General features: G+C 59.0%; 11 protein-coding genes and 1 pseudogene. 10 read left to right on the top strand and 2 right to left on the bottom strand.

The window, feature by feature from the left end:
- Positions 1–23: 23 nt before the first annotated feature.
- Both AC1DPX_RS30395 and AC1DPX_RS30390 read right to left on the bottom strand, forming a co-directional pair.
- On the bottom strand, positions 24–881 hold the full coding sequence (locus AC1DPX_RS30395; protein ID WP_477241366.1) for a tyrosine-type recombinase/integrase: 858 nt from the start codon (positions 879–881) through the stop codon (positions 24–26).
- Positions 882–1,601: 720 nt separating this feature from the next.
- Positions 1,602–2,719, bottom strand: a protein-coding gene (locus AC1DPX_RS30390) for an IS3 family transposase (RefSeq protein ID WP_477241364.1) whose coding sequence is annotated in 2 segments (ribosomal slippage) — positions 1,602–2,467 and positions 2,467–2,719 — 1,119 coding nt in all. Because the reading frame shifts where the segments join, the coding sequence is not laid out codon by codon here.
- Between the two features lie 1,230 nt (positions 2,720–3,949).
- On the opposite strand from AC1DPX_RS30390, the gene AC1DPX_RS30385 reads away from it, so the two are divergent.
- The 10 genes and pseudogenes from AC1DPX_RS30385 to AC1DPX_RS30340 all read left to right on the top strand — a co-directional run bounded on the left by AC1DPX_RS30385 (position 3,950) and on the right by AC1DPX_RS30340 (position 25,836).
- Complete coding sequence (locus AC1DPX_RS30385; protein ID WP_477241362.1) at positions 3,950–5,083, top strand: helix-turn-helix transcriptional regulator; 1,134 nt, start codon at positions 3,950–3,952, stop codon at positions 5,081–5,083.
- A 344-nt stretch (positions 5,084–5,427) separates the two neighbouring features.
- The gene (locus tag AC1DPX_RS30380) at positions 5,428–8,403 is read left to right on the top strand and encodes a Tn3 family transposase (RefSeq protein WP_477241360.1); all 2,976 of its coding nucleotides are present in this window, start codon (positions 5,428–5,430) and stop codon (positions 8,401–8,403) included.
- 60 nt (positions 8,404–8,463) lie between these two features.
- Positions 8,464–9,645 (top strand): metallophosphoesterase family protein, encoded by a 1,182-nt coding sequence (locus AC1DPX_RS30375; RefSeq protein ID WP_477241358.1) that lies wholly within the window; start codon positions 8,464–8,466, stop codon positions 9,643–9,645.
- Positions 9,642–12,134, top strand: coding sequence for an AAA family ATPase (locus AC1DPX_RS30370; RefSeq protein WP_477241356.1), 2,493 nt, complete (start codon positions 9,642–9,644; stop codon positions 12,132–12,134). Before AC1DPX_RS30375 ends, AC1DPX_RS30370 begins: the two co-directional genes overlap by 4 nt.
- On the top strand, positions 12,065–13,114 hold the full coding sequence (locus AC1DPX_RS30365) for an ATP-binding protein (RefSeq protein WP_477241354.1): 1,050 nt from the start codon (positions 12,065–12,067) through the stop codon (positions 13,112–13,114). The genes AC1DPX_RS30370 and AC1DPX_RS30365 overlap by 70 nt, the downstream gene beginning before the upstream one ends.
- Positions 13,115–13,310: 196 nt before the next feature.
- The gene (locus tag AC1DPX_RS30360) at positions 13,311–14,339 is read left to right on the top strand and encodes a hypothetical protein (protein WP_477241352.1); all 1,029 of its coding nucleotides are present in this window, start codon (positions 13,311–13,313) and stop codon (positions 14,337–14,339) included.
- A gap of 124 nt (positions 14,340–14,463) precedes the next feature.
- The gene (locus AC1DPX_RS30355; protein ID WP_477241350.1) at positions 14,464–17,439 is read left to right on the top strand and encodes a TrlF family AAA-like ATPase; all 2,976 of its coding nucleotides are present in this window, start codon (positions 14,464–14,466) and stop codon (positions 17,437–17,439) included.
- A 465-nt stretch (positions 17,440–17,904) separates the two neighbouring features.
- On the top strand, positions 17,905–20,730 hold the full coding sequence (locus tag AC1DPX_RS30350) for an AAA family ATPase (RefSeq protein ID WP_477241348.1): 2,826 nt from the start codon (positions 17,905–17,907) through the stop codon (positions 20,728–20,730).
- Positions 20,721–22,307, top strand: coding sequence for a hypothetical protein (locus AC1DPX_RS30345; RefSeq protein WP_477241346.1), 1,587 nt, complete (start codon positions 20,721–20,723; stop codon positions 22,305–22,307). Before AC1DPX_RS30350 ends, AC1DPX_RS30345 begins: the two co-directional genes overlap by 10 nt.
- Before the next feature lie 554 nt (positions 22,308–22,861).
- Positions 22,862–25,836: pseudogene (locus AC1DPX_RS30340) on the top strand (Tn3 family transposase).
- Positions 25,837–26,156: the final 320 nt, after the last annotated feature.

The raw sequence follows: 26,156 nt of genomic DNA, 5'->3' as shown, positions 1-26,156 counted from the left end.
GGTCACAATATGCTTTAGAGGATTCATCCAGCCCCTTTATCTCTTGCATCGAGAACGGAGGCGCAGATTTCCAATTTGTTCGTGGAGAGGTAATCATACCGCATTGTCATTTTCAACGTTCGATGGCCAAGCCATAGTTGGACGCGCCGAAGATCGACGCCACCTTGGACCAGCCGCGATGCACAGGTATGACGAAGGACGTAAGGAACGACACTTTTGTCATCTCCCAAGCCTGCTCTCACTTTCGCTTCGTTCCATGCGCCTCTAAATTTGTATTGCTCAATCTTGGAAAATGGACCGTCGCCCGCTGAACGGTCCATCGACGTCAGGATATCGGAAACACGCATCGTCGTCGGGATCGTCCGCTCATAGTTGCCTCGGCCGTGCGAAAGGCAAATTTCCTTACCATCAAGTGAAATATCCATCCATTTCAAGTCGATTATCTCGCCGATTTTGGCACCGGTATCTACGAGTACAATGAAAAGATCAGAATATTCTTCTGAATGACCCCGGATGTGGTTGTAAATTGCCAGTTCTTCATGGCCGTTGAGAAAACGTATTCGCTCGGCTGGCTCTTCCAGCTTTCGAAATTCGGGAATGGTCTTTACTACGCCCGCTTTGAACGCAGCCCGCAATAATTTACTGAGGGCCATCGTCTTGCGGTTTATTGTGGCGACGCTGTTCCCACGCGCGCTTAGAGTTTCCTGGATTTTTTCCAGGTCAGAATATTCGAACGAACTGAAGGCGCGGTTGAGCAAAATCTCGTTGGCTTCTAGAATGAACGAGAAAACATTAATTCTGTGGCTACCCTTCTTCCATAGAATGTCCCCGTATTGCTCCAAAAGCTGCCCTAAAGACGTTTCCAAGTTTGATTCTGACATTGCTCTCACTGCGAGTCACAATAGAAAATGATAAGGCCGATCAACATTGCCCCATTTTGAGCGAACTTCCCGTCATTGAACGCTGAGCAGAAGCTTTGATCAACCCTTGGAAACGAAATTTCGCACACCATCGATCAAACATCCGGCGGAGCGACAAACGGCGACGTGTGACCCGCCTGAGACGCACCCCCAACCGTGCTGCCTCCGGTGTTTGATCCCTTAGGCCGCGTATTGTCTCGCGGCCCGGGCGCGAACGTAGTGCGTCGAGGTGGAAAATCGAAAATCGGTGGCGATTCGACGCAGCTACACCCTGGAGGGAAACACCCCAATTCAATATACTTTCAGGCTCGGCGGCTTTCAAGCGTAACAAAAGCGCCCGCCGTCAGATACTGTTCCGAATTCACAGCTTGTCACCGGATAATCGCTGATTTCCTCACGCGAAAAGGAAAGCGTACCGCGCATCGCCGCACCAGTCCATTCGGGGGCGGCCACTGGCTCCAGAAGCGCAAGCACGCGAAGACCCCCAAATTGTGCCTTTGCGATAGACTTTCGGCCCGGGGCAGCACCTACGGCCACATGCCACTAATCGGCGTCGATCCCGACGGCGCGCTAACTGACGTGAGCCCCGATTTTGGACCGCCCGGCCGAGGAATTTCCCGGGGGTTTGACGTGAGCCCCGATTTTGGACCGCCCGGCTGAGGAATTTCCCGGGGGTAGCTCTCACGGCGGACCAGATGCGCCTGAGGCATTGATGAGCGATATCGGCGGCTTATTACCGATGGCGCTGTGAGGACGAACCTCGTTGTAGTCTCGACGCCATTCCTCCATTTTCTGACGGGCGTCGTCAAGGGTTAGGAACCAGTGCTGGTTCAAGCACTCAGCGCGGAACTTGCCGTTGAACGACTCGATATACGCATTATCCGTGGGTTTACCGGGATCCGTGGGTTTACCGGGCCGGGAGAAGTCCAAGGTCACGTCTCGCTGATAAGCCCACAGATCGAGGTCTCTGGAGATGAACTCGCTTCCATTGTCCACCCTGATCATCTTGGGATAGCCAACCTGGCGGCAGACCCGCTCGAGCGTCTGCACAACGTCTTCACCCCGGTAGCTGAACCGCGGATCCGTCGCCGGCGCGTAGCGCGAATGGGTGTCGACGATGGTGAGGACGCGCAGCTTCCGGCCGGTGGCCAACTGGTCATGGACGAAGTCCATTGCCCAGACCTGGTTGGAGTAGGTGGCATCGGTTCTATCCTCCCGCAGCTTGGCCTTTACACGGCGCTTGGGCGTCTTGTTGCGCAGTTGCAGTCCCAACTCGTTGTAAAGCCTGCGCGTTCGCTTCATGTTGATTGGCCATCCTTCGCGCAACAGCAAGACATGCACCCGCCTGTAGCCATAGCGAACCCGCGTCTCGCAAATCTCCTTGATCCGATGCTTGAGATAGGCCTGCTCACCGCGCTTCGGCTTGTAGGTGTAAAGGGACCGGTCGATCCGCAAGGCATTGCAGGCTTTGCGGATCGAGACCTTCCAGACGTCCCTTAACTCATCGACAAGCTCGCGCCGGCGGGCAGGCCTCAGAGCTTTTTTGCCAGGACGTCCTGCAACATCGCCTTGTCCAGCGACAGATCCGCGACGATCCGTTTGAGCTTGGCGTTCTCCTCCTCGAGCTGCCGCAGCCGCCTCACCTCGGATGGCATCAAACCGGCATAGCGCTTGCGCCAGTTGTAGAACGTCGCCTCGGATATCCCGACCTTACGGCACACCTCACCGATCGCCGTTCCGTCCTCAGCCTGTTTCAGAACAAAGGCGATCTGCGCCTCCGAAAACTTCGATGCCTTCATCGGATTCTCCATATCCCGGTCGAGGATCATAACTGGAAAATCCCAGCCCAAAACGGTCCGAATTACTGGGAGCACGTCAAGCGACCAACGGGACCACTACGTCTGCCAATGCGGCCCCTGCCAGACTGGATTAGCTTTCTCTAATATGTCATATATATGGAGAGTTGTGGGGCTCGATCTCATGGAGTGGTTGCGACTGCATCTAGCTTTGATTGCCGTTAGCTTGGCCGGCGATGCCGACGCCCACGGTTGGTACACGGGCAAGACTGACCCGCTTCTTCATTGGAGATGTTGCGGCGATCTAGATTGCCACCCTGTCGATCCCGGCAGTGTCAGATCGAGCATAGAAGGCTATTACGTCCAACAACCTCAGCCCTATTCCCGCAATGATCCTCCAAGCGGGGAGTGGTTCATTCCAAGGGATCGTGTCCAAGCCGCCCCAGACGACCAGTACCATATTTGCGAGACGCTCTATCCGACTTTTCGTGTTGGCAGATATAGAATGCGGTGGTCTTGCTTCTTCGCGCCGCGTGGAACCAGTTCAATCCAAAAGGGATCCGCCGGCAAATGAACACAGTACATAAGGGGACGTGTTACCGGTCCACGGTGGAAGGTAGGTTGGTTGAGTGAAAGATTTTTAGGGGTGAGGAAGACATCCCGCCCTCCTCCAATATACAACCTAATGGATGCAACATCTAATGGCCGGGCTTTGGGGACGGGTTCGGAATACACGCTCGGCGTCCGATGGCTGAGGACAAAACAGCATCGAGGATGGGAAGAGCGGCGCAGTCATCCAAGGTCCTTTCCAAAACCCGGCAAAGGATTTTGCTTTCCGTGTACACCAACTCATAGCCGAGCGCATAGTTGAGTACCGGTGCCCGCCGAGGATGCTTGCTGTCCTTAGATCAGTAGGTGAATTGCCAAAAGCCGATGATCAGCAAAACAGCGCACACCGCGCCCCCATGGGCATAGCCTCGCCAATACTGACGAATATCCTGATCGGTTTGGAACGTTTCTGTCCAGAGCCCGTCACGGGAAGCCAAAGCAAATGGGGATGGGCAGCGTGGTTGGGTCGTTTGTAGCAGCGCTAAAGCAGATTGATCTGACATGGTGGCGACCCTCTCGACCGAGAAGAGGTCAGCATATTAGCGATAACTAACTAGTGGGGAAAGCCCGATCCGTGGTACTTTGAAGCGTATCGTCGCCTACCCGTTACCACGGTAAGACCGTATGGCCGCTAATGAGGCAATCGCGTCCGCAATCGAGGATTGCTACGATGCCGCTTTCGAATTCGGGCGGTGGCCGGAGGCGCTTCAGAACCTTGCCGATGCCCTGGGCGCTACGAGTTGCGTCATCCGCGTCTGTGACGACACCCACCCTTTCCGGTGCGACCAGAGCAACCGGACCACACCGACGCCGGACTCGACGGAACATGCCGAATTTTCGGAACTCTGGCTCAAAAACATCGAAAGTGCTCCCGATCCTCGTTCCGAGAGGTTGAGGCTGCTGGCGAAACCCGCCACCTGCTTCACTATCGAGGACGAAGTCACGACCCCCGAGGAGAGAAGGTTTCTCCCCTACTATCAGGAAATAGCGCGCCCTGGGCACCGCGAGTGGTGGGCAGCCGTCTATTTTGTGGTGAAGAAGCACAAGTGGTTCCTGTCGATGTTCCGCGATGCCCGCAACGGGGCCTTCGATTTGTCCGAGGCGGACCATTTCCTGCGCGTGGTGCCGGATCTGAGACGGATTATCAGCCTTGCCGAGAAGATCTGGGAAACCTCGCTCGACCCGACGCTGGCGGTTCTTGATCAGTTCAATTTTGGCGCCGCGCTTCTTGATCGTTATGGTTGCCTGATGCGCTGCAACGAGCATGCGGATGCTTTGTTCGGCTCCGGCCTTGTGGTCCGTCACGGCCGCATCCACGCAGCGGATCGGGAGAGCGATACCCGTCTGCAGCGGATGATCGGGACTGCCGTCGTAAGTGCACTGGATGGGGCCTGTCCGGTTGAGCCTGAAATCATCACCCGAGAGGGATCATTCTGGCTTGTAGCAGAAGTCGTGCCGATGACCTCTTTCGTGCGCGACCTTTTCAATGGCGGCGACTTTCTGCTTTGCTTCACCGATCTTGTGAGGGAACGGGCGCCGTCGGAACGGTTGCTCGGTCAAACATTCCGACTCACGGCGGCCGAAGCGCGGCTGGCGTCAAGTCTGAGCTCCGGCGATGGAATCGATGCAGCGAGCGCCCGATTGGCGATTGGCCGTGAGACCGCGCGTACCCAACTCCGGGCGATCCTCGCCAAAACGGGAACACATCGACAGGCCGAACTCACGGCACTCTTATCGCGCTTGCCTTCACGTCACTGAGTTGCGCCCTCACCCAATCGGGTGAAGCGCGCGGCCGCTTGCCGATTCACAGTTCCCCCTCAAATCGCGGAGATCGCGCCTGTGGCGCCGGGGGCAGTGCGGGATGGCAAGATCGTTTGGCCGGAACATTCGACCGGACCCGCCGAAGATGTTGCGGCCGCCAATATCATGCCTCACGGCACTGGCGCTCCTTGTAGGGGCCGGAACAAGATTTGCTTTCCCAGACACGCTAAGGTCGAACGAAGCACGAACAGCTGTTTGTCCCCTGGATAAGATTACCAACCGATTGCGATCGATCTTGCAGCAACCATAAGCTCGGCTCCTTCATAGCGAGGAGCGAACGAATGGGCCGAAGAAGGCTGGTCAATGCGGCGGAGGCAAAGGTTCTTTTTGGCTTCCCGGCTGACGAGGATAATCTGCTCCGGCACTATACTCTCGATCCAATTGACAGGTTGGAATGTGAGGTGCGTCGCCGCGCGCATAATAAACTGGGCTTCGCCATCCAGCTTTGCGTCATGCGGCATACTGGGCGTCTCTTGGGAGAGGACGAGCAGCCTCATGCGACGGTCATCCGCTACTTGGCCGACCAGCTCGGCGTAGACTCGCGTGATTACGCCATCTATGCGCGTCGGGTGCAGACACGTTTCGAGCACAGCCGTTTCCTGACCGAACATCTCAGCCTGCACATAGCCAACAAGAACGACCGGCGTGCAGCACTTCTGGCTGCTATCGACGCAGCGGCTGCCGGGGATAAGGGGCACCCGATCGTCACGGCGGTGATATCTGCGTTTCGGCAGCGCCGGGCGCTACTCCCTTCTCAGGCGGCGATCGAGACAATCGGATTGGCCGGTCGCGCCATTGCACGCCGACGCGCAGAAATCACACTCCTGGAAGGTATCGCCGCCGAGAAGTTGGAAGCGCTCGACGCTCTGCTCCACGTCGATCTGGCTATTGGTCAAACGCGATTCCATTGGCTGCGATCAGCGCCAGACGCGCCCGGTGCTTCGAACCTAATTGGACTGACCGAACGAATTGCCTTCCTGCACACGCTCGAAATCGATCCTCAATTGCAGGCACGTATTTCATCTGGACGCTGGGACCAGCTCATTCGGGAGGGCGACGCCACTCCTGCGTGGCTCGCCACAGATTTCGGTGCAAATCGGCGGCGTTCGACGATCGTGGCGCAGATCATCAAGCTCGGTAAGAAACTCACCGACGATGCCGTAACGATGTTCATCAAGCTGATGGGTCGGTTGTTCTCGCAAGCCAACAATCGCAAGAAACAGCGGCACATGGATGCTCGGCCCGAGACCTCAAAGATTCTGCGGATGTTCCTCGATACGATATCCGCCCTCCAGGCGGCGAATGATAATGGCGATGATGCGATCGAGACACTCGACCGCGAAGTTGGCTGGCCTCGACTGCTTCGGATGAAGCCCGAGCTTGCCGCTATGGTCGAAGACAACGAGGCTTCACCTCTGGCGTTAGCAGCCGAGCAGTATGCAACCGTCCACAAATATGCGGGTGCGTTCCTGCAGGCGTTGACGTTCCGCTCGGCCCGCCGACACGATCCACTTCTTGCGGCGGTCGGTGTGCTGAAACGCCTCTACTCGGAGAGGCGCCGGACACTCCCGGAGCGCGTCCCGATCACGCACCTCCGCCAAGCCGATCGGAAACTCATCTTCGGACAGGAAAAGCCCGATCGCCGTCTTTATGAAATTGCAACACTCGCCGCATTGCGAGACAGGCTTTGTTCGGTCGATGTCTGGGTCGACGGCAGCCGCTCGTTCCGCCCGATGGATGAGCACCTCATGCCTCGACCAATTTTCATGGCGATGAAGGAAGAAGACCGACTCGGCCTTGGCGTACAAGCTGATGGAGCGGCCTGGTTGGCTGAAGCTCGCCAAATGCTGGACTTCAACCTCAAACGCCTTGCCTATCGGGCACGAGCCGGAAAGCTCGAAGGGGTTCGTCTTGAAGGCGGGACGCTGGTCGTTTCGCCGACCGTCGGCGAGGTTCCTTCCGCTGCAGAAGATTTGAACGCCGAAATAAGTGACATGTTTCCGCAAATCGAGGTGCCCGATCTGCTAAGAGAAGTGCACGAATGGACCGGGTTCGCCGACCATTTCACCCACGTCCGAACTGGGGATGCGCCGCAGAACGTATCCGCCATGCTGGCCGGCGTTCTGGCTGACGCGACCAACCTCGGTCCGAAGCGGATGGCCAGTGCTTCAAAGGGCATCAGCGCTCATCAGATCGGCTGGATGCGCACCTTCCACGCTCGATCAGAGACGTATCGCGCGGCGCAAGCCTGCGTGACAGATACACACAGCCGCCATCCGTACTCTCGTCTGTGGGGCAACGGGACGACAGCTTCATCCGACGGGCAGTTCTTCCGGGCAAGTGATCGCGCCGCCAAACGCGGTGACGTCAATCTACATTACGGCAGCGAGCCGGGATCGAAGTTCTACAGCCACCTGTCTGACCAGTATGGCTACTTTAGCATCTTGCCCATCAGCCCGACGGAAAGCGAGGCTGCCTATGTGCTCGACGGCCTCTTCGATCAGGACACGACCCTCGATATCCAGGAGCATTTCACCGACACAGGCGGCGCAAGCGATCACGTGTTCGGGTTGTTCGCTCTGATCGGCAAGCGGTTCGCGCCTCGGCTACGCAATCTGAAGGATCGGAAGTTCCATACATTCGAGAAAGGCGACGCCTATCCTGCGCTAACCAATCACATCGGTGCGCCGATCAACACGGCATTGATCCTCGATCACTGGGATGATCTGCTTCACCTTGCGGCCTCGATCACCACCTGCGCCGTTGTGCCCTCGACAATTCTGAAGAAGCTCTCGGCGTCTCCGAAGGAAAGCCAACTCGCGAGGGCCCTGCGGGAACTGGGCCGCATCGAGCGATCGTTGTTCATGATCGAGTGGTACTCGAGCCCGGCATTGCGACGGCGCTGTCAGGCTGGCCTCAACAAGGGCGAGGCTGCGCACAAACTCAAGCGCGCCGTGTTCTTCCATGAGCGAGGCGAAATCCGTGACCGATCGTTCGAAAGCCAGGCCTTCCGCGCATCCGGCCTCAATCTCGTCGTCAGCGCGATCGTGCATTGGAATACGGTCTATCTCGACCGCGCTGTCGCGCATCTGAAGCAAGCGGGCAAAAACATTCCCGACACGCTGCTGAAGCACATCTCGCCGCTCAGTTGGGAACACATCAATCTTACAGGCATCTATGCCTGGGATACCGAGCATCAAATGCCCGAAGGCTTCCGTTTGCTCAGATTGCCAGCGCGCCGACTTCGCGCAGCTTGATGTTCATGCTTCGTTCGATCTTAGCGTGTCTGGGAAAGCAGATCTTGTTCCGACCCCGACTTGGCCGAACTTGTCGGTGACGCCAGCCGCCAGGCGTTTGTCGCCATTGTCGATCTCTGCCTTGCGGAGCGTGTCGATGCGCTGGTCATCGCCGGCGATCTTTACGATGGCGACCAGACGTCGATGAAAACGGCACGATTCCTGGCCTCACAGATGACGCGGCTGGACCAAGCCGGTATCCGGGTTTTCAAGATCCACGGCAATCATGACGCCTTGTCGCGGATTTCGAAGCAGCTGGTGTTTCCCGACACGGTCACCATCTTCAGTGGCCGTCCCCAATCGGTGCTGCAGACGGCCGGCGGTCTGGACGTCATGTTTCATGGCTTGAGTTTTGCCAGCCCCAAGGCGCCGGACAGCCTGCTGCCCAAATATCCGGCCGCCCGCGAAGGGGCGGTCAATGTCGGCATGATGCACACCAGCCTGGCCGGATCGCCCGGTCATGATGTCTATGCGCCTTGCAGTGTAGCTGACCTGCATGCTCATGGTTTTGATTACTGGGCGCTCGGGCACATCCATTCTCGCCAGGTCCATCCCGGTGCAAGCACAGTCATCATGCCAGGGATACCGCAGGGTAGGGACATCAACGAGGCCGGCGAGAAATCCGTCACGCTGGTGACGATACGGAACGACCGCTCCATCGAGATCGAGGAAAGGCTGACCAGTGTCGCACAGTTCGAGCGGCTGAGCGTCGACGTGTCCGGGATGATGGAATGGTCTGAAGTGGTCGGGCATGTTCGCTCAGCGCTTCAAGATGTCAGGGCTGCCATCAGGTCCCGTCATGTTGTGGTGCGTCTCGGCCTGACCGGGGCGTCGCCTTTGTCGTGGGCGCTGATCCGCGACCGTGACCTGCTGCTCGCAGAAGCTGAACAGGTTGCGGAACAGACGGGTGACACATGGGTGGAGAAGCTCGAGCTCAACCTCGTTCTACCCACAGCGGAAACATCAGAGGGCATCGCAGACCCGATTTTCGAACTCGCTCAATCCATGCGCGCTGACGCCGGCTCGGAAGCCTTCCGTGCCGAAGCGAGGGCGCTCGTCCAGAAGATGATTGCCGACCTGCCGCCCGACGGGCGCGACTTCGCCGGCAAGGACGAGGCCGGGTTGGAAGCCTTTCTCGACAGGGTGCTTGAGAGCGGCGCCGACCTGGTCACCGCCCGCCTCAAGGCAGGTGGATCGCAATGAGGTTGCGGCGCCTCGACCTGATCCGCTATGGCAAGTTCACCGACCGGACGATCGACTTCGGTCCCAAGCCGGAATCCGGGCCCGACCTGCACATCGTGTTCGGGCTGAACGAGGCCGGCAAGTCGACGGCACTTTCTGGCTATCTCGATCTGCTGTTCGGCATCGAAGAGCGCAGCCGCTACAATTTCCTGCACGAGTACAGCGCGATGCGCATCGGCGGCGTGCTCGAACTCGGTGGCGCGGAGCATGTCTTCACGCGCACGAAACAGCGCAACAACTCGCTGTTGAACGCGATGGGCCAGCCGGTCAGCGAGGTGTCGATAACGGCACACCTTGCCGGCCTGTCCCGAGATGCCTACGCGACCATGTTCTCGCTCGATGACGAGACCCTGGAAGCAGGTGGAAAATCAATCCTGGAGTCGCGCGGCGACCTCGGCAAACTGCTGTTCACGGCCAGCGCCGGTCTTGGGCATGCCAGTGACACGTTGAGCGCGCTCGAGGCCGAAGCCGAGGGGCTTTATCGCAAGCAGGCACATGGAACCGAGCTTGCACTGCTCAAGAAGCGGCTTGCCGAGCTGAAGTCTGGGAAGGACGCGATCGACACCTTGGCGTCGACCTTCGAAACCCTCGAGACAGAGCGTCTTGATGCGACGGAAAAATATGACCGCAGCATCGCCGAACGATCGGTGCTGAAGGCGCGGCTCGATACCATTGCGAAATATCTGCGCGCCGTGCCGGTTCTTGCCGATATCCGACGCAAGGCGGCCCAGCTGGCCGAGCTGCCAGACATCGTATCACCGGCACGGACCTGGACCGGTAGTGTCGCCGACATGATCGAGACCGACGCCAGCTTGAGAACGCGGCTGTCCGCGAGCGCCGACGATCTCGAAAGGGTGACGATGAAAAGCGCTGCGGTCGATGTCGACGACGTGATCCTTGCAATCTCCGAGCGCATTCGTGGCCTGGCCGACCGTAAGGTTCGTTATGTTTCAGCGGGCCTGGACCTGCCAAGCCGCAGGACGGAACTGCAAATCCTCAACAACGCCGTGGCAAGCTGCCTTGCCGCATTGGGAAGATCCTCCGAGTCAGAACCAGCCAAACTGCTTTTGCCGGCAGCAACCGTTGGCGCTGTCCGCGCCATGCTCGAGCAGCGATCTGGTATGGCCACCAGTGTGCGCGTCGCGCGCGATGAAGCCGCGGCAGCCGTTGATGCGCTTCAAGCAGCCCGCGAACGGGTCGGCGAAGAACGGGCCGTGCCCGAGCCTGCCAGGGCAAGACTGGTCTCGGCTTTGTCGACGGCACGCGCCGGCGAGCATTTCGGCGACATCAAGGCGGCACGCGAGGCTGAGGATGCGGGGGCTATTCGATGGGAGGCTGCATTGGGACGCTTGCACCCATGGTCGGGTGATGCGCGGGCCCTGGCCAGGATCGCCATACCGAATGCTGGGCAGCTTGGTGCATGGAAATCGCTTGCCGCCGATCTCGCGAAGAGCAGGGGCGTCCTTTCAGCACGTCTTGTCGAATACCATGGCGATCACGACGTGCTTTCGGCACGCCTTGATGCGCTGCGTGCCTCGGTCGATGTCACCGACGATGACGCGGCTGCCGCCATTCGGCGCGTACGGGACCAGAGCTGGGCACGGCATCGCGGTTTGCTTACCGGGGACACGGCGGATGAATTCGCGGCAGCGTTGGCGCGAGACGACAGTGTCGGCACAGGCCGTCTCGCCAACGCACGCGAGCTGGTCGAGATACGAACGACAAACCGCAGTCTCGCCGAAGCCGCAGCAGCCATCACGCATATGCGTGACCAACTTGCACAAAACGCTTCAGAACGGGAGGCCGCGCTCATTGACGTTCGCACGGCCGCAAGAGACCTGCTCGCAGAGTGCCCGGAACCGTCGCCTGAACGTCTGATCGAACGAATCGAGGAGGGAATTTCTGCCCGCATCGATGCGCTCGCCGCCTGGGAGGAAATCGAGCTTGCCCGCAAGAAAGCCGGGCGGGCGGCTGACGAGGCAGACCGGATACGCCTGGAGCTGAGCGGGGCGCTTTTGAGCGTCGGCATCGGTTCGGATACCTGCGACAGTCTGGAGACGGTCATGGCTGTCACAGAGCTGTTCCTCGACCGACAGTTCAAGATCGACGCCGAGCGCAGCGAGGCGCTCAAAACAGTCAGCGCAAGGCAGGAGGATCTGGCAGCCAGACGCCGAGCCGTCGACGCGGCGGAGCGCGGTGAGGAAGAGTGGTTGGCCGGTATTGTCGACGCGCTCAAGGGCACCTGGCTCGAAAATGGGCTTTCGGCGCCTGGCGTCGGCACACCGTGCTCGATCAATTGGCCGATTTGTCCAAGAGCCTTCAAGACCGCGACGCCATGCAGCTCCGCGTCGACAAGATGGTGGCGGACAGGAACATTTTTTTGGCCGAAGTCACCGCCGTTGCAGCGGAAGTGGGCGAGCCGGCGAACGGCGACGAGCCGGAACAGATAGCGATCCGTCTTGCCGAGCGCCTCGAGCGCGCCGATCGTACCCGCGAGGCGGAAGCAAACCTCGTCACCGATTTGCAGCGCCTGCAGGATGCCCGCGAGTTCCTCGATGCTGAGATTTTTGCACATGAGCGCGACAAGACCGACGTCCTGAGCGTATTTGGCGTGACTACCCTGTCAGAGGTCGTGGAACGCGACGAGCAGCTGCGCAACAGGGATCGCCTGCGCACTGCCGTGGCCGAACTCGAAGAGCAGGCGGCGGCCGAACTCGCGGTGGAAGGGTCCGAGCAGGCGCGCTCGATCCTGGACGCTCTCGATCTCGACAAGCTTGCCATCGAGAGGGCCGAAGCCGATCAGCGGCTTCAGGATCTTGACGAAGCGATCCAACAACAGCTCATTCGACGAACGCGCGCAGCCGACAAGCTGGATGCAATTGGCGGCGACAGCGCCGTTGCCCGCATTGATGCCGAACGGCGCACCGTCCTTCTGGACATCGAAGACAAGGCCGTCCGCTACGTCGAGCTGAAGCTGGGTGTTATGGCTGCCGGCAATGCGCTGCGCGTCTATCGAGAGCGCCATCGCTCCGGCATGATGGCGCGCGCATCCGATGCTTTCGCGTTGATGACGCGTGGCCAATACTCAGGCCTGACAACCCAACCGATCAAAGGCGGTGAAGTACTGATCGCATTGCAACACGACGGGCAATCCAAGGTCGCCGACGCGCTGTCAAAGGGTGCGCGGTTCCAACTCTATTTGGCCCTGAGGCTTGCGGGATATTACGAATTCGCCCAGTTTCGACCCTCAGTCCCGTTCATCGCCGACGACATCATGGAAACGTTCGACCATGTCCGGTCTGAGGAGGTTTTCCGCTTGTCTGGCGATATGGCGGGTGCCGGACAGGTAATCTACCTCACGCATCACCAGCACCTATGCGAGATCGCCAAGACGGTTGTGCCGGGCGTAACAATCCATGAGCTTGGATAGTCGATTTCTCGCCGCCATTCAGACACAGGCCGTTGCGTACGTCGACCCGACATGCCAGACGTGGCCCTTGTGTTGCGTCTCGACGTCCGGTGAGCGGAACGGAGCGCCCATGACTCGGAGCGGAGCGAACCGGCCCTGAGAGACGCAACCCAGCTGCGGTGCCATCCCAATTGGCTGCGGCGCAGTAAGGTCAACGATGGTGACGACATCAACCGACGAATTCATCCGCGTATCGCAGTTGCTGTCCGGCCTGACCGTGTCGGTTCCCATCATGATGATGACGCGGGAGCAGGTCGAGCGGATCACGCAAGACGCGAGCACAGACACCACGCTCGCAGCGCTTGATCGCGAGCTGCGCACAAAGTTCAAGGCGGTGGCCGCACCGGAAGATCATGTCCAGATGGCGCAGGCCTATGAGGCCTATTCGGAAGCGTCATTCTATCTGGCGATGAAGGACCGCGGTGTTGTCCTGGAGCGCACTCCTGGGACCGGCGGCCACAAAGCGAAGCGGCCGGACTTCCGATATTCGCATGCGTCCGGGCACCTCTATTTCGAGGTCAAGGCGCTCGAAATCGCCGAGCCGTTGCGGCGCCACAAGGAGATCGGTCACGAAGCGCTGGAGATCGCGGCCGAGCTGGAAGAGCGCGCTCACAAACCCGGCATCCATTTTGGCGAACCACACGAAATTTCCGGACTCCTGCCAAATGCCGGCTCGGTCGCCCGGATTGACGACACGATCCAGAAGATCAGCAACAACATCAAGCCTGGTCAGATCAAATATGGTCCCACCGTGCTTGTCGTTGATCTGGGACGTCTCAGCAGCATCGCGCAGGGTCCTTCTGGCTTGTTGCCGGTGTTCTTCCATGAAGCGCCGCCAGCTGAAAGCTGCGTGAGCGGCGAGCTTTGGCAGGTGGCGCTCGGATTGCCGGGCGAACAGATTCTCTCGCTCCCTGAGTTCGACGGCAAAAGCAATCTTGCAGGCCACCAGACCCAGACGGGCATCCTGCGACAGTTCCCCACTCTGATGGCGATCACGTTCCTCCTGCCGCGCTGGAGCGACAAACCCGAATTACTGACCATCTGGAACATCGGCTGGGATCAGACAGCTCTGGAGAACCCTTGCACCCTGAGCGAGCACGAGATCGAGACGGTCCTTCATGATTATTCCGATGGCCTGAACGATCAGCGAAACGAGCTGGGCTGGGAATATCGCGTAAGCCGCTGAACCCCTAACATTACTGTGCCCGAACCTCTCAACTGTCGGTTCGGACGACCTTATGTTGTCCTCGATCAGATCGACCGGGGAACGACCGTCAGGACTGACAGCGACCGGCATTGAAGGAGGTAACATGATCGGTCGTGGATCTGAGTGGCGGCGCTGGGAACCGCATATTCATGCACCAGGCACCGTCCTGAACAACCAGTTCGGCGGTGGCACGCCTTGGGAGACCTATCTCAACACGCTTGAGACTGTCACGCCGAAGATCGAGGCGATCGCGGTGACGGATTACTATCTGACGGACAGCTATCAGGAGGTCCTGAGATGCAAGGCGGCGGGGCGCCTGCCTGGCGTCCAGCTCATTTTCCCGAACGTCGAGCTGCGCCTCGACGTCGCCGCCAAGAGCGGTTTCGTCAACCTCCACCTTCTTGTCAGCCCCGAAGACCCGAAGCACGTCGAGGAATTGCACCGCATCCTTCAGCGCCTTCAGTTCCAGGCTCACGGCGATACCTTCAACTGCACCCGCCAGGATCTGATCTCTCTCGGCAAGAAGGCTGACACCAGCATTATCGATGATCGGGCAGCGCTCGCCCATGGCGCAACGCAGTTTAAGGTCAATTTCGACCACCTTCGGCGGGTCATGCGCGAAAGCGATTGGGCGAAAGCCAACATCCTCGTCGCCGTCGCGGGCGCGGCTGGCGACGGGACGTCAGGCCTGCGCCAGGCCGCCGACGCGACCGTGCGCCAGGAGATCGAAAAGTTCGCGCACATCATCTTCTCGAGCAGCCCGGCGCAGCGCGAGTTTTGGTCCGGACGCCGGGGGGTGACACTCGATCAGCTTCGCGAACGGTACGATGGCTGCAAACCATGCCTGCACGGCAGCGACGCCCATGACCAGCAGACCGTCGGCCAGCCGGTGGAGGAGCGATACTCGTGGATCAAGGGCGGGCTGGAATTCGACGCCCTGCGTCAGGCCTGCATCGACCCCGAGGGCCGCGCCCATGTCGGCGCCGAGCCGCCGCGCACGGCAATGCCTTCCCAGGTAATCTCCCACGTCTCGATCGCCGACGCCGGTTGGGCCGCCACACCCGCGATCCCGCTCAACCCGGGCCTCGTCGCGATCATTGGCGCGCGCGGGTCCGGCAAGACCGCACTCGCTGACGTTATCGCCGCCGGCTGCGATGCGATCGCGCCAGCAGCATGGGGAGCCAACGAGAATATCAGCCCGTCCTTCCTCGTGCGCGCCCGCACGCTTCTCGGCAACGCGACCGCGACACTGGATTGGGGCGGCGGCGCCTCGGTCACGCGTTTCCTGGACGGCCGAGACGCTAACAGCCATCTAGCGTTTCCCCGCGCGCGTTATCTATCTCAGCAGTTCGTCGAGGAGCTTTGCTCCTCCGCTGGTGTTTCTGACGGCCTGATCGCGGAGATCGAACGTGTGATCTTCGAGGCCCATCCCCAGGACGACCGCGACGGCGCTATCGATTTCGCCGAACTGCGCGACTTCCGCACCGCTCGTTTCCAGCAGGCTCGGGAAAGGGAGGCAGACGCGATCGCCGACATTTCCGAACGCATCGCCACCGAAATCGAGAAAGAGGCTTCGGTGGCCGGCCTGTCGCTGCAGGTCACTCAGAAGGACGGTCAGATCAAGAGCTACAACCAGGATCTAGCCAAGCTCGTTGTCAAGGGCAGCGAAGCGCAGGCAAGCCGCCACTCGCAGCTTGGGCAGGCGGTTCAGGCACTTCGCGGAACGATCCTGGCCTATGGCAACCAGCGCCGTACTTTTGTCGCCCTGCAGGACGAGGTGGCCAGCACCCGCGCCACCAAGGCGCCAGAACTTTTGCGCCAGGCCAAGGAACGGCACCAGCACAGCGGCCTGAGTGCGCAGCAGTGGGATGAATTCCTGCTCATCTACAAAGGTAACGTCGACACGAGCCTCGCGGGCTACGTGGCTTGGGCCGACCAGCAGGTCGCAGCACTGACGGGTCCGCCGATCCCGCCCGCAGCCCCGAGCACGCCACTTTTCCCGGACAATGCCGATCTATCCAAGCTGACCCTCAACACGCTTCTGGCCGAGATGGTCCGCCTAGAGGCCTTGGTCAGTGCCGACAATATCGTCCGAAATCAGTACGCCACCCTCTCCCAGCGCATCGCGGTCGAGAACGCGGCGCTTCAAAACCTGCAAACGCGACTGGCCGACGCCCACGGCGCCGCCACACGTCGGAGAGAGCTACAAGGTGAGCGGGATGCGGCCTACGCCCGGGTCTTTCAGGCGATCATCAATGAGCAGGACGCACTTGCTGACCTCTACGCGCCGTTAATGGCTCGCCTCACAGCATCGACAGGCACGCTGCGCAAGCTCGGCTTCTCCGTGTGCCGCGTCGTCGATGTCGCCGCCTGGGGAACGGTCGCCGAAGAAGATCTTCTCGACCGGCGCAAGGCGGGACCGTTCCAGGGTCGCGGCGCGCTGATCGCGCTGGCCGACACCACCCTACGGCCCGCGTGGGAAACAGGGTCGGCCGCAGATGTGCAGGCGGCGATGGCCAGCTTCCTCGCGCTGTATATGAGAGATCTGATTGGCCACGCGCCCTATGCGCAAAACCAGCAGGTAGAATTTCGTACGTGGCTGAAGCAGTTCGCACACTGGCTTTTCGACACGGACCACATCTCGGTCCGCTACGAGATCGTCTATGACGGGATCGACATTCGTAAGCTGTCGCCGGGGACACGAGGCATCGTGCTTCTCCTGCTCTATCTGGCATTGGACGACGCAGACGACCGCCCCCTTGTCATCGATCAGCCCGAGGAGAATTTGGACCCCAAGTCGGTGTTCGATGAACTCGTTGCCCTGTTCGTGGCCGCCAAGGCCAAGCGTCAGGTGATCATAGTTACTCACAACGCCAACCTCGTCATCAACACGGATGCGGATCAGATCATCGTCGCCGATGCCGGACCGCATCCGGCAGGCGGACTTCCGCCGATCACCTACAGGGCTGGCGGCCTGGAAAACGCTGAAATCCGCAAGGCGGTATGCGACATCCTCGAAGGCGGCGAGGAAGCCTTCCGGGAGCGCGCACGGAGGCTGCGGGTCAGATTAGATCGCTAAGGAAATGCCCCTACCGCCGAGCCGCTGTCTCGCCTCCGAGGAAAGGCTACGCGTTCTGAGCCCTCTGAAGACCAGGACGAAATCTATGATCTGTGCCCTTGGCAACATAAGCACCCGCCTTCGTACATTTCTTTGCCAGATCCATTGCAGTTTAGGTTGCCTATCGAAACGAAACCGCGATCATTCTCGATTCAGGTTGATAGAACTTCTCAGGGTTTGGCTTGGCGTAGGGTTTTCTGCTAAGTCCTGCAGCGTCGAATCTGATGCTCACGAAAGTGCAATAAGAATATGTCCGAAACTGCGTTTCAATTCCTATTGCAATATGAAGGTCAGCCCTTCTACCCGTCTCGATGCTTTATAATAGCTGACCCGAAGATTAAAGATCGCAATCAGTGGACCCTCCAACTGGATTCACCCCAAGACGCCCCCTGGGTTTACCAACTGGATGACATAAAGGATTGGATGTTGCACGGCAGCAAGGCGGTGCGGCAGATCATATACGATCGAAAGGATCCACGCACCCCCTATCGAGACTTGGAGCGGGACGAGGTGTTTCGGGAATACCTTAGAAAAATATTGGAAAAACTACCGCCGGAATATCAATCCCGTCGAAAATACGCCTTGATGCCGTCGATCGCAGACGAAAAAACGCGAACTCGCTATAAGCGTGCCGTGGAGGCCGCCATCCCCGGGATAGCTGTTGTACCAGAGCCGGAAATGGTTGCTGAGTATTTCCGCCTCCTAAAGCGAACCATGGAACTCGAAGCTGGACGAAACAACGTCCTTCTGGTGGTGGATGTGGGCGCTGCGACCACCAATATGACTTTGGTTCTCAGCCGGCGCGATCAAAGTATTGTCAGCCCCGATTCAAAGGGGGCACAGCGTGACCTGCGGCTTCGTGCCCTTCGAGGCGACAGCGTCGGTCACGCGGGCCGTTGGGTCGATCAGCGCCTTTGCGAGCTCCTTGGTGTCGACGTCACCGATGCGGCGTTGCGCGCAATCGAAGACGCGAAAGTTCGATCAAGCTTGGGTGAAACGGCGATTACCTTCAAAGTGCCATTGTCGGAAAAGCAGCTCACGATCGATCGACAGACGCTTGTGCCTGTGTCTGGCGAACTTTGGAGCGGCCTGCGCCCTCTCTTCGAACGACTTTGTGAGCGGCTTTACGACAACCAGACGTCCTCGGCGGACGCGAAGCGCAAGAGCAAGGAGCTTTTCGAACAGCGTGGCGTGACCGGTCCAAGTGATGCCCATCGTTTGATCGACACAATTTTGTTGGCTGGCGGAACAAGTCTGCTCCCTGGCTTCCAGGATGCGATGATGGAGACGCTCTTTCCTGATGGCGATCAGCCAGAGGTCCTTCGGGTTGGGAGCTCTTTCGCAATTGCTGCAGCGGTCGGTGGGCTCGCCCACATTCTGCACAACTACGATCCGCCGCGCCTTCGCGAGCCGAACGAGCAGGGCAGGGACGTTTTTACCGCTCCGCTCGAATCGACACTTCCCTATCCGCTGTTGCTGGGGATGAAGCAGTCCGCAGACCGCGAACAACAAATTATCGTGCTTGATCCAAACGATCCGTTTGTCGACGACGGCGGAAAGCGTCAGATTGAAGATCTACCCGCACTTGCAAAAGGATCGCAGCCAAAAACACGGCTGGTGCCAGGACCCGCGGCGGGTATGTCCGCTCGGCAGGGACGTCAGTTTCGCGCGATGAAGGTACGTGAGTCGCCTGGCAAGATGGAGCTCGAATGGGATCCGGTTCGCGAGCGCGCAACAATCCGTTCGAACCAAGTCGACGAAACGGGTCATCTCTGGATCGATGCCAATATGCTCCGCAAGCGTCAGGAACCAGCTCTAGATCCCTTTGATGAACTGTTGGACTCGGAGGCATTGGCCGTAGACGGTGCGAATGACATTATTCTGGACTTGGGCATGTCCAAAATCGTTGCGGTGACTGCGAACCGCGGTTGGACGTCAGCCCAAGAACTTGAGCGTGTTGTGCGCGAGGGGGTAAACGTTGACGGTCGCGTGCCCGGCACGACTGCGGACAAGAAAGACGATCGGGAGACAGAGCGCCCAGATGCTCTTGATCGCAGCCCTCAGCAACGGGTTTCTCAGGCCAAGGCGGCCGAGGTCGCGAACGGGCAGAGCCTCACGCGAAACCTCGTGCCTGACAATGGCGATATCGGGAAGAACAGCAAAGAGAAAAAAGACAAATCCGGATCGTTCGCGCCGAGTGAACCGGCTGTAGTGCCCGGCTTACCACCCTCAACGCAAGCTACGCCCGATGAGGAAGACCGCTTCGATTGGGGGGAACGCGTTACAGACTCCGAGTTTTCGCAAGCCCTCGCATCACTCAAGGATACTGTCAAATCCGCAGAACCCCATCTGCACTTCGACGACGTTGTCGTGGCTCTGCTTGCGCTCGCTGTGCGGCCATTCGTGCTCCTTGCGGGGCCTCCGGGGTGTGGAAAGTCGACACTTGTCCGGCTTATTGCGCGCATGCTTGGCAAGAAAATTGGCGAGACTTTTCACGAAGTCGCCGTGCAGGCGCATTGGGAAAACGACAGCGTTCTCTTCGGCGAAACGGGCCTCTTGAGCCACCTCCTCAAAGAAAGAACGCTGTCGCATCTGATCCTCTTTGATGAGTTCAACCTCACACGGCCGGAGTACTATCTGTCTCGGCTCTTTCACGCATTGGACGGCGGAAACGGCGTGATCACGCAAGACACAACGATTGCTCCGTGCCGCGTTTTTGGCACGTTGAACATCGATGACTCGTCGCGTCCACCCTCACCAAAGGTCCTGGACCGGTGCTTCCTTCTTGAGCTCAAGCAAGTCTCGTGGGATATGGAGGGGCCAGCCGGGCTCTCTAACCTGGCGTCAATTCCTCCCCTTCCAGGCCTGCCGGCCATATCAGTCGGTGGCGCAAACACCGACGCACGGGTCGATGCAGTGTTGCAAGCGCTGCACCTAGCGGTTCATGATCATGAACTCCGACACGACCTGCTTCCCTCTCGCCGGGTGCTCTCGGACATCAAAGCGCTGCTCAATCTGCACCACAGACTGGACCTTCAGGGCAAAGGATTGTTGGACCGGGATGAATTGGTGGACCGTGTAATCGCGAGCCGTATCCTGGTAAAGTTGTCGGGAGCGTTCGATCAACTGCAACCAGCATTGGACGCGCTAGAGAAGGTCGTTGATGGGGTCGATGAACTCCCCAGAACACGTCGGCGTCTGAAACTGGCGCGTCAGCAAGCGCGTCTCGGATTCATTTCGCCTTGGCAGTAGACAGGTCCACCATTGAAGTTATCCGCGTGATGGGAGCGGATGGTGTCGGTGTTGAGCATCGATGGGAGCCGAACACCTGGTATCTCGTCCGCGACGACTCCCCCTATATCGACATCTTGACCCGCGGCATTGTCGCGCGAGCGAAGGACGTCCACACGAAGCTAGTCCCTCTTGCCGAGCCGGCCGAAGACGGCACCCAGTGGCAGCGATGGAGCTTCGAAAGTGAATTGGCAAGACAGCGTCGTCTGGGCGACATCAGTCTTCCGCTGCAGACTCCGAAAAGCTGTACGTTGCGTTGCTACGTCATTCCAACGGCGCTGCTAAACTACCGCGATGTAATAGCGATGGTCGAAGATATCGAAGCCGAGCTTGGGTTTGCGGCGGCCTGGGATGTGATTGCCGAGCGCCCCGAGCGATCATGGGGTCGCCGCAGCAACAGCGGCGGCATGACGATCCCCTCCGAACTCATTCGTCTGGTTGACGAGGAGTTGCGTGCGGCGCACTCGATACGCCGTGATCCGTTTACCGAGCTGGGACCCCAGTCAAGACGTGGCGTTCCGCTGGCGGAGAATGCAATCGTCTCGCATTGGGCGATGCGCAGATGGAGTCAGATGCGGGATTCGGCTGATGCCGTTGCAAGCAAGCTGAAGTCGCTTCGGTTGAGAGGTGGCCGCAGGAACCCAGAAAAACGACAGGAGAAGATCGACGAAGAGATCAGGCAGTTCACCTCAATTGAGCAACGATTGGGGGATTTTAAGAGCATTCTGGCGCGTCTCGGCAACGACTTGGAACTGACGACTTTTGTGTACCCTAGTCCGTTGTTTCAGAGAGACTTTCGTCTTCGGCAACTTCTTCGCGCCTTTGCTCCCCTTTATTCCGAGGCGCTTTCCGAGATTGAATCTGCGAAGTCGCACTATCCACCTGTGTTTCTAAATAGTTTGTGGGAGCTCTGGGGAGCAGTTTGGCTGGTGAAGGAATTACGACGTTTGGGCTTCTCTGGCGCCCATTCGACGAATGCGACTGATCTGGCCAAGTCCTGCTCTTGGCGCCTGAAACGAAATGATGTTGTTCTTGAACTGGATTACGAGGCGGAACCTGTGTTCGTCGACTACGAGAAACTTCCGCCGGCGCACGAACGCGATATCCCTGCACTCGAGTGGGCGGCACGTAATCAGGAACTCGACGCTGAGCGTCCCTTTCTTGGATTGGAGCTTCGTTGCTCACCTGATTATCTGATCAGGATCACGACACCGAATGGAAAGTTGCTGATGGTTGGCGATGCATGCCTGGCAAGCCCAAAGCATCACGGGAAGAACAACAAACTCGACGTCAAGCCGCATACGGTCGAGATGTACAGGAGAACGTTGGGGTGGTCGACCGAAGCTCACATTGTTCGGTGTCACCCTATGGGCGGTTTCGTCATATTCCCGCCGCCCGCGGGCGCGTGGGTCGATATTGAGCGCCTACCCGGTGCGGGCGACTGCACCATCCTTTGCCCAAGTCCGCAAGGTGACCCGGAAGCAAGCCGACGGTTGGAAAGCTTACTCATGACCGTGGCGCCGGAGATTTGTAAGTAGCAAACGGGGACCAGCGGCTTTTTTCTGATCTGTGCAGCAAGTGCCTGCCGCGCAGAGGAAAGGGCTCTCATGGCTGTCTGCGGCTACCCGGCGGCCAGGAAAAACGATCGCTTGGCCAAGGCCCGATACCTATTAGAGATCGAGGCGTGCGGTGAACTCGACCTGCCAGCGCACATGCGGGCTCTTCTCCGCTCAACGATGTGGAAGGCGTAAACCTTGACGCCGCGTAGCCGGTCAGTCCGTATCAGATCACCCTGAGCTCGCTGGCTGAGGCTTTCCGGAACGTTTGTCCAGCACCAACTTGTAACTGATCTTCTGACCATCATTGAGGCTCCGAAAGCCGGAGCGCACCTTTCCCGATCTCATCCTTGGGGTCGGAACAAGAGCAGTGCGAAATCGTACGCTAAGGGCGAACGGATCATGAACTCTGCCGTAGTGCGGCCGTGCAGCATCCGATCCCTGTGGATTGCCATCGCAGGGCACCCAGTTTTGATTTCTTCGCCCGTCCGACTCGACAACGCTCCCGGCAGATTGGTCGTGGAAGGAGTTGGGCGATGGGTAAACGGAGGCTTCTCAAGGTTCAGGATCGACAGAGACTTTTCGATATACCAACCGATGAGGACGGCCTCATCCGACACTATTCGTTGTCGTCGGCTGACAGGCTCGAGATTGGACTTCGCAGACGAGAACACAATCAGCTCGGATTTGCCGTTCAGCTCTGCCTGATGCGATATCCAGGAAGAGTGTTGGCGACCGATGAAACTCCGCCTCGCGCAATGCTAAAGTACGTTGCCGAGCAAATTGGCGCCGACGCTGGAAAGTTTGCGCTCTATGCACGTCGTGAAGAAACGCGTCGCGATCACATTGCTCGGTTGATGGTTTATCTGGCCGCGCGGAGCGCGACGGGACAAGACCGTAGAGCTGCGCTGTTGGCTGCAATTCAGGCGGCCGCGATCTCCGACGACGGTGGCGCGATAGCGAATGCGATTGTCGCCATGTTTCGTGAACGCGGATCCCTTCTTCCTTCAATCGACACGATCGAACGGATCGGTCTTGCCGCCCGCGCCATTGCCCGTCGGCGGGCGGAGAGAGCGTTGATCGAAGAAATTTCGGTCGATACGCTGCAATCGTTGGATAAGCTGTTGGAGGTTGACCCGGCCATCGGCCAAACGCGCTTTCATTGGCTGCGATCAGCGCCGGATGCGCCAGGTGCGTCAAACCTGGTCGGGCTGACCGAACGGATCGCCTTCCTGCGCAAGCTAGAAATCGATCCGAAATTGCAGATGCGCATCTCGTCTGGACGATGGGATCAGATGATCCGTGAGGGCAACGCCACACCGGCATGGCTGGCCAACGATTTCAATGCCAGCCGTCGACACGCGCTGATCGTGGCGCAAATTATCAAGCTCGGCCAGAAGCTCACGGACGATGCATTGTCGATGTTCATCAAGCTGATAGGCCGGCTGTTCTCGCAAGCCAATAACCGCAAGAAGCAGCGCCACATGGACTGCAGGCCGGATACCGCCAAAGCGCTACGCATGTTCCTGGACACGATCACAGCCCTGCAGTCCGCGAACGATTATGGCGGGAACGCATTGGAGGTTCTAGATCAGGAAGTTGGATGACACCGGTTGCTTCGGATGAAGCCTGAGCTTGAGTTGATGGTCGAGGACAACGAGGCGTCGCCTTTGACCTTAGCGGCCGAGCAATATGCGACCGTCAACAAGTACGCCGGTGCGTTCTTGGAGGCGTTCACGTTCCGCTCAGCGCGCCGCCACGATCCCCTTCTTGCGGCGATTTCGCTGCTGAAACGGCTCTATGCCGAGAAGCGGCGCACCCTTCCGGATCGCCTCCGGTCACCCACCTCGGTCAAGCTGATCGACGGCTAATTCTCGGCCAGGAGAAGCCCGATCGCCGTCTCTATGAGATTGCAACGCTCGCGGCTTTGCGAGACCGGCTTAGATCTGCGGACATTTGGGTCGATGGCAGCCGATCCTTCCGACCGATCGACGAGCACCTGATGCCGCGGTCAACGTTCACCATCCTGAAAGATGAAGATCGCCTCGGACTTGGCGTCCAAGAAGACGGCGCGGCGTGGCTTACCGAAGCGCAACAGATGCTCGACTTCAACCTGAAGCGCCTGGCGCATAGAGCACGATCCGGAAAGCTCGACGGTGTTCGTCTCGAAGGTGGAACGCTTATCGTCACGCCAGCAGCTGGCGAAGTTCCCGCAGCAGCGGAGGACCTGAACGCCGAGATCAGCGAGCTGTATCCACTGGTCGAGGTACCGGACCTTTTGAGGGAAGTGCACGAATGGACCGGCTTCGCCGACCATTTCACGCATGTTCGCACGGGTGACACTCCGAGGAATATCTCGGCCATGCTGGCTGGCGTACTGGCCGATGCGACCAACCTCGGTCCGAAACGGATGGCGAGCGCGTCCAAAGGCATCAGCGCTCACCAGATCAGTTGGATGCGCACCTTCCACGCCCGGTCAGAGACCTACCGCGCAGCCCAGGCCTGCGTGACGGACGCACACACCGGCCATCCGCATTCTCGCGTTTGGGGCAATGGCACGACGTCCTCATCTGATGGCCAGTTTTTCCGAGCAAGCGACCGAGCCGCAAAGCGCGGAGATATCAATCTACATTACGGCAGTGAGCCCGGATCGAAGTTCTACAGCCACCTGTCAGATCAGTACGGCTACTTCAGCATCTTGCCCATCAGCCCGACCGAAAGCGAGGCTGCCTATGTGCTCGACGGACTATTCGATCACGACACAATCCTCGAAATACAGGAGCACTTCACCGACACCGGCGGCGCGAGCGATCACGTCTTTGGGCTCTTCGCTCTGATCGGCAAGCGGTTCGCACCGCGACTGCGCAATCTTAAAGATCGGAAGTTCCACACGTTCGAGAAAGGCGATGCATACCCGGCGCTGTCGAACCACATCGGGGCGCCGATCAACACCACCCTGATCCTCGATCACTGGGACGATCTGCTTCATCTGGCGGCATCGATCACCACCCGTGCCGTTGTGCCCTCGACGATCCTGAAGAAGCTCTCGGCATCGCCAAAAGAAGGTCAGCTCGCCAGGGCGCTGCGGGAACTCGGCCGCATCGAGCGATCGCTTTTCATGATTGAATGGTACTCGAGCCCGACACTGCGCCGGCGCTGCCAAGCCGGCCTCAACAAGGGGGAGGCAGCGCACAAACTCAAACGGGCAGTCTTCTTTCATGAGCGTGGGGAACTCCGCGACCGGTCGTTCGAAAGTCAGGCATTCCGCGCATCGGGCCTCAATCTTGTCGTCAGCGCAATCGTCCACTGGAACACGGTCTATCTCGACCGCGCGGTCACAGAGCTCAAACGAGCGGGAAGGAACATCCCAGATATGCTGTTGAAGCATATCTCGCCGCTGAGTTGGGAGCATATCAACCTGACAGGTATCTACACCTGGGATAGCGAGCAACATCTCCCGGAAGGCTTCAGGTCGCTTCGCCTCCCGGCAGGCCTACGCCGTGCCGCATAACGTTCCTGCTCTGTTCGACCTTAGCGTACGATTTCGCACTGCTCTTGTTCCGACCCCCTCAAGTGTAAGTTCGGAAATCCGAGGGGAAAGGAGCACTCTAACAGACACAGTGGCTCCACGCGTGCGTGAACGCCGCGGGGAACGTCGAGGGCGATAAGTGGGACAAGAGAACTTCACAGCAGATAGATCTTCGCCGCCTTTATTTGGATCGAACGTAATGCCCTCGATCGTCCCGCGTCGCGCGAGCATTCCCACTTCCGCAAAATCATGCTTCCCCCGCAGCGGCCTAAGGCGTCTGGAACACCGCGGGGAAAGTCGAG

This window comes from Mesorhizobium sp. 01N446, assembly GCF_056399285.1.
The sequence above is the reverse complement of the archived record's forward strand: the minus strand, read 5'-3'. Positions and strand labels throughout refer to the sequence as shown.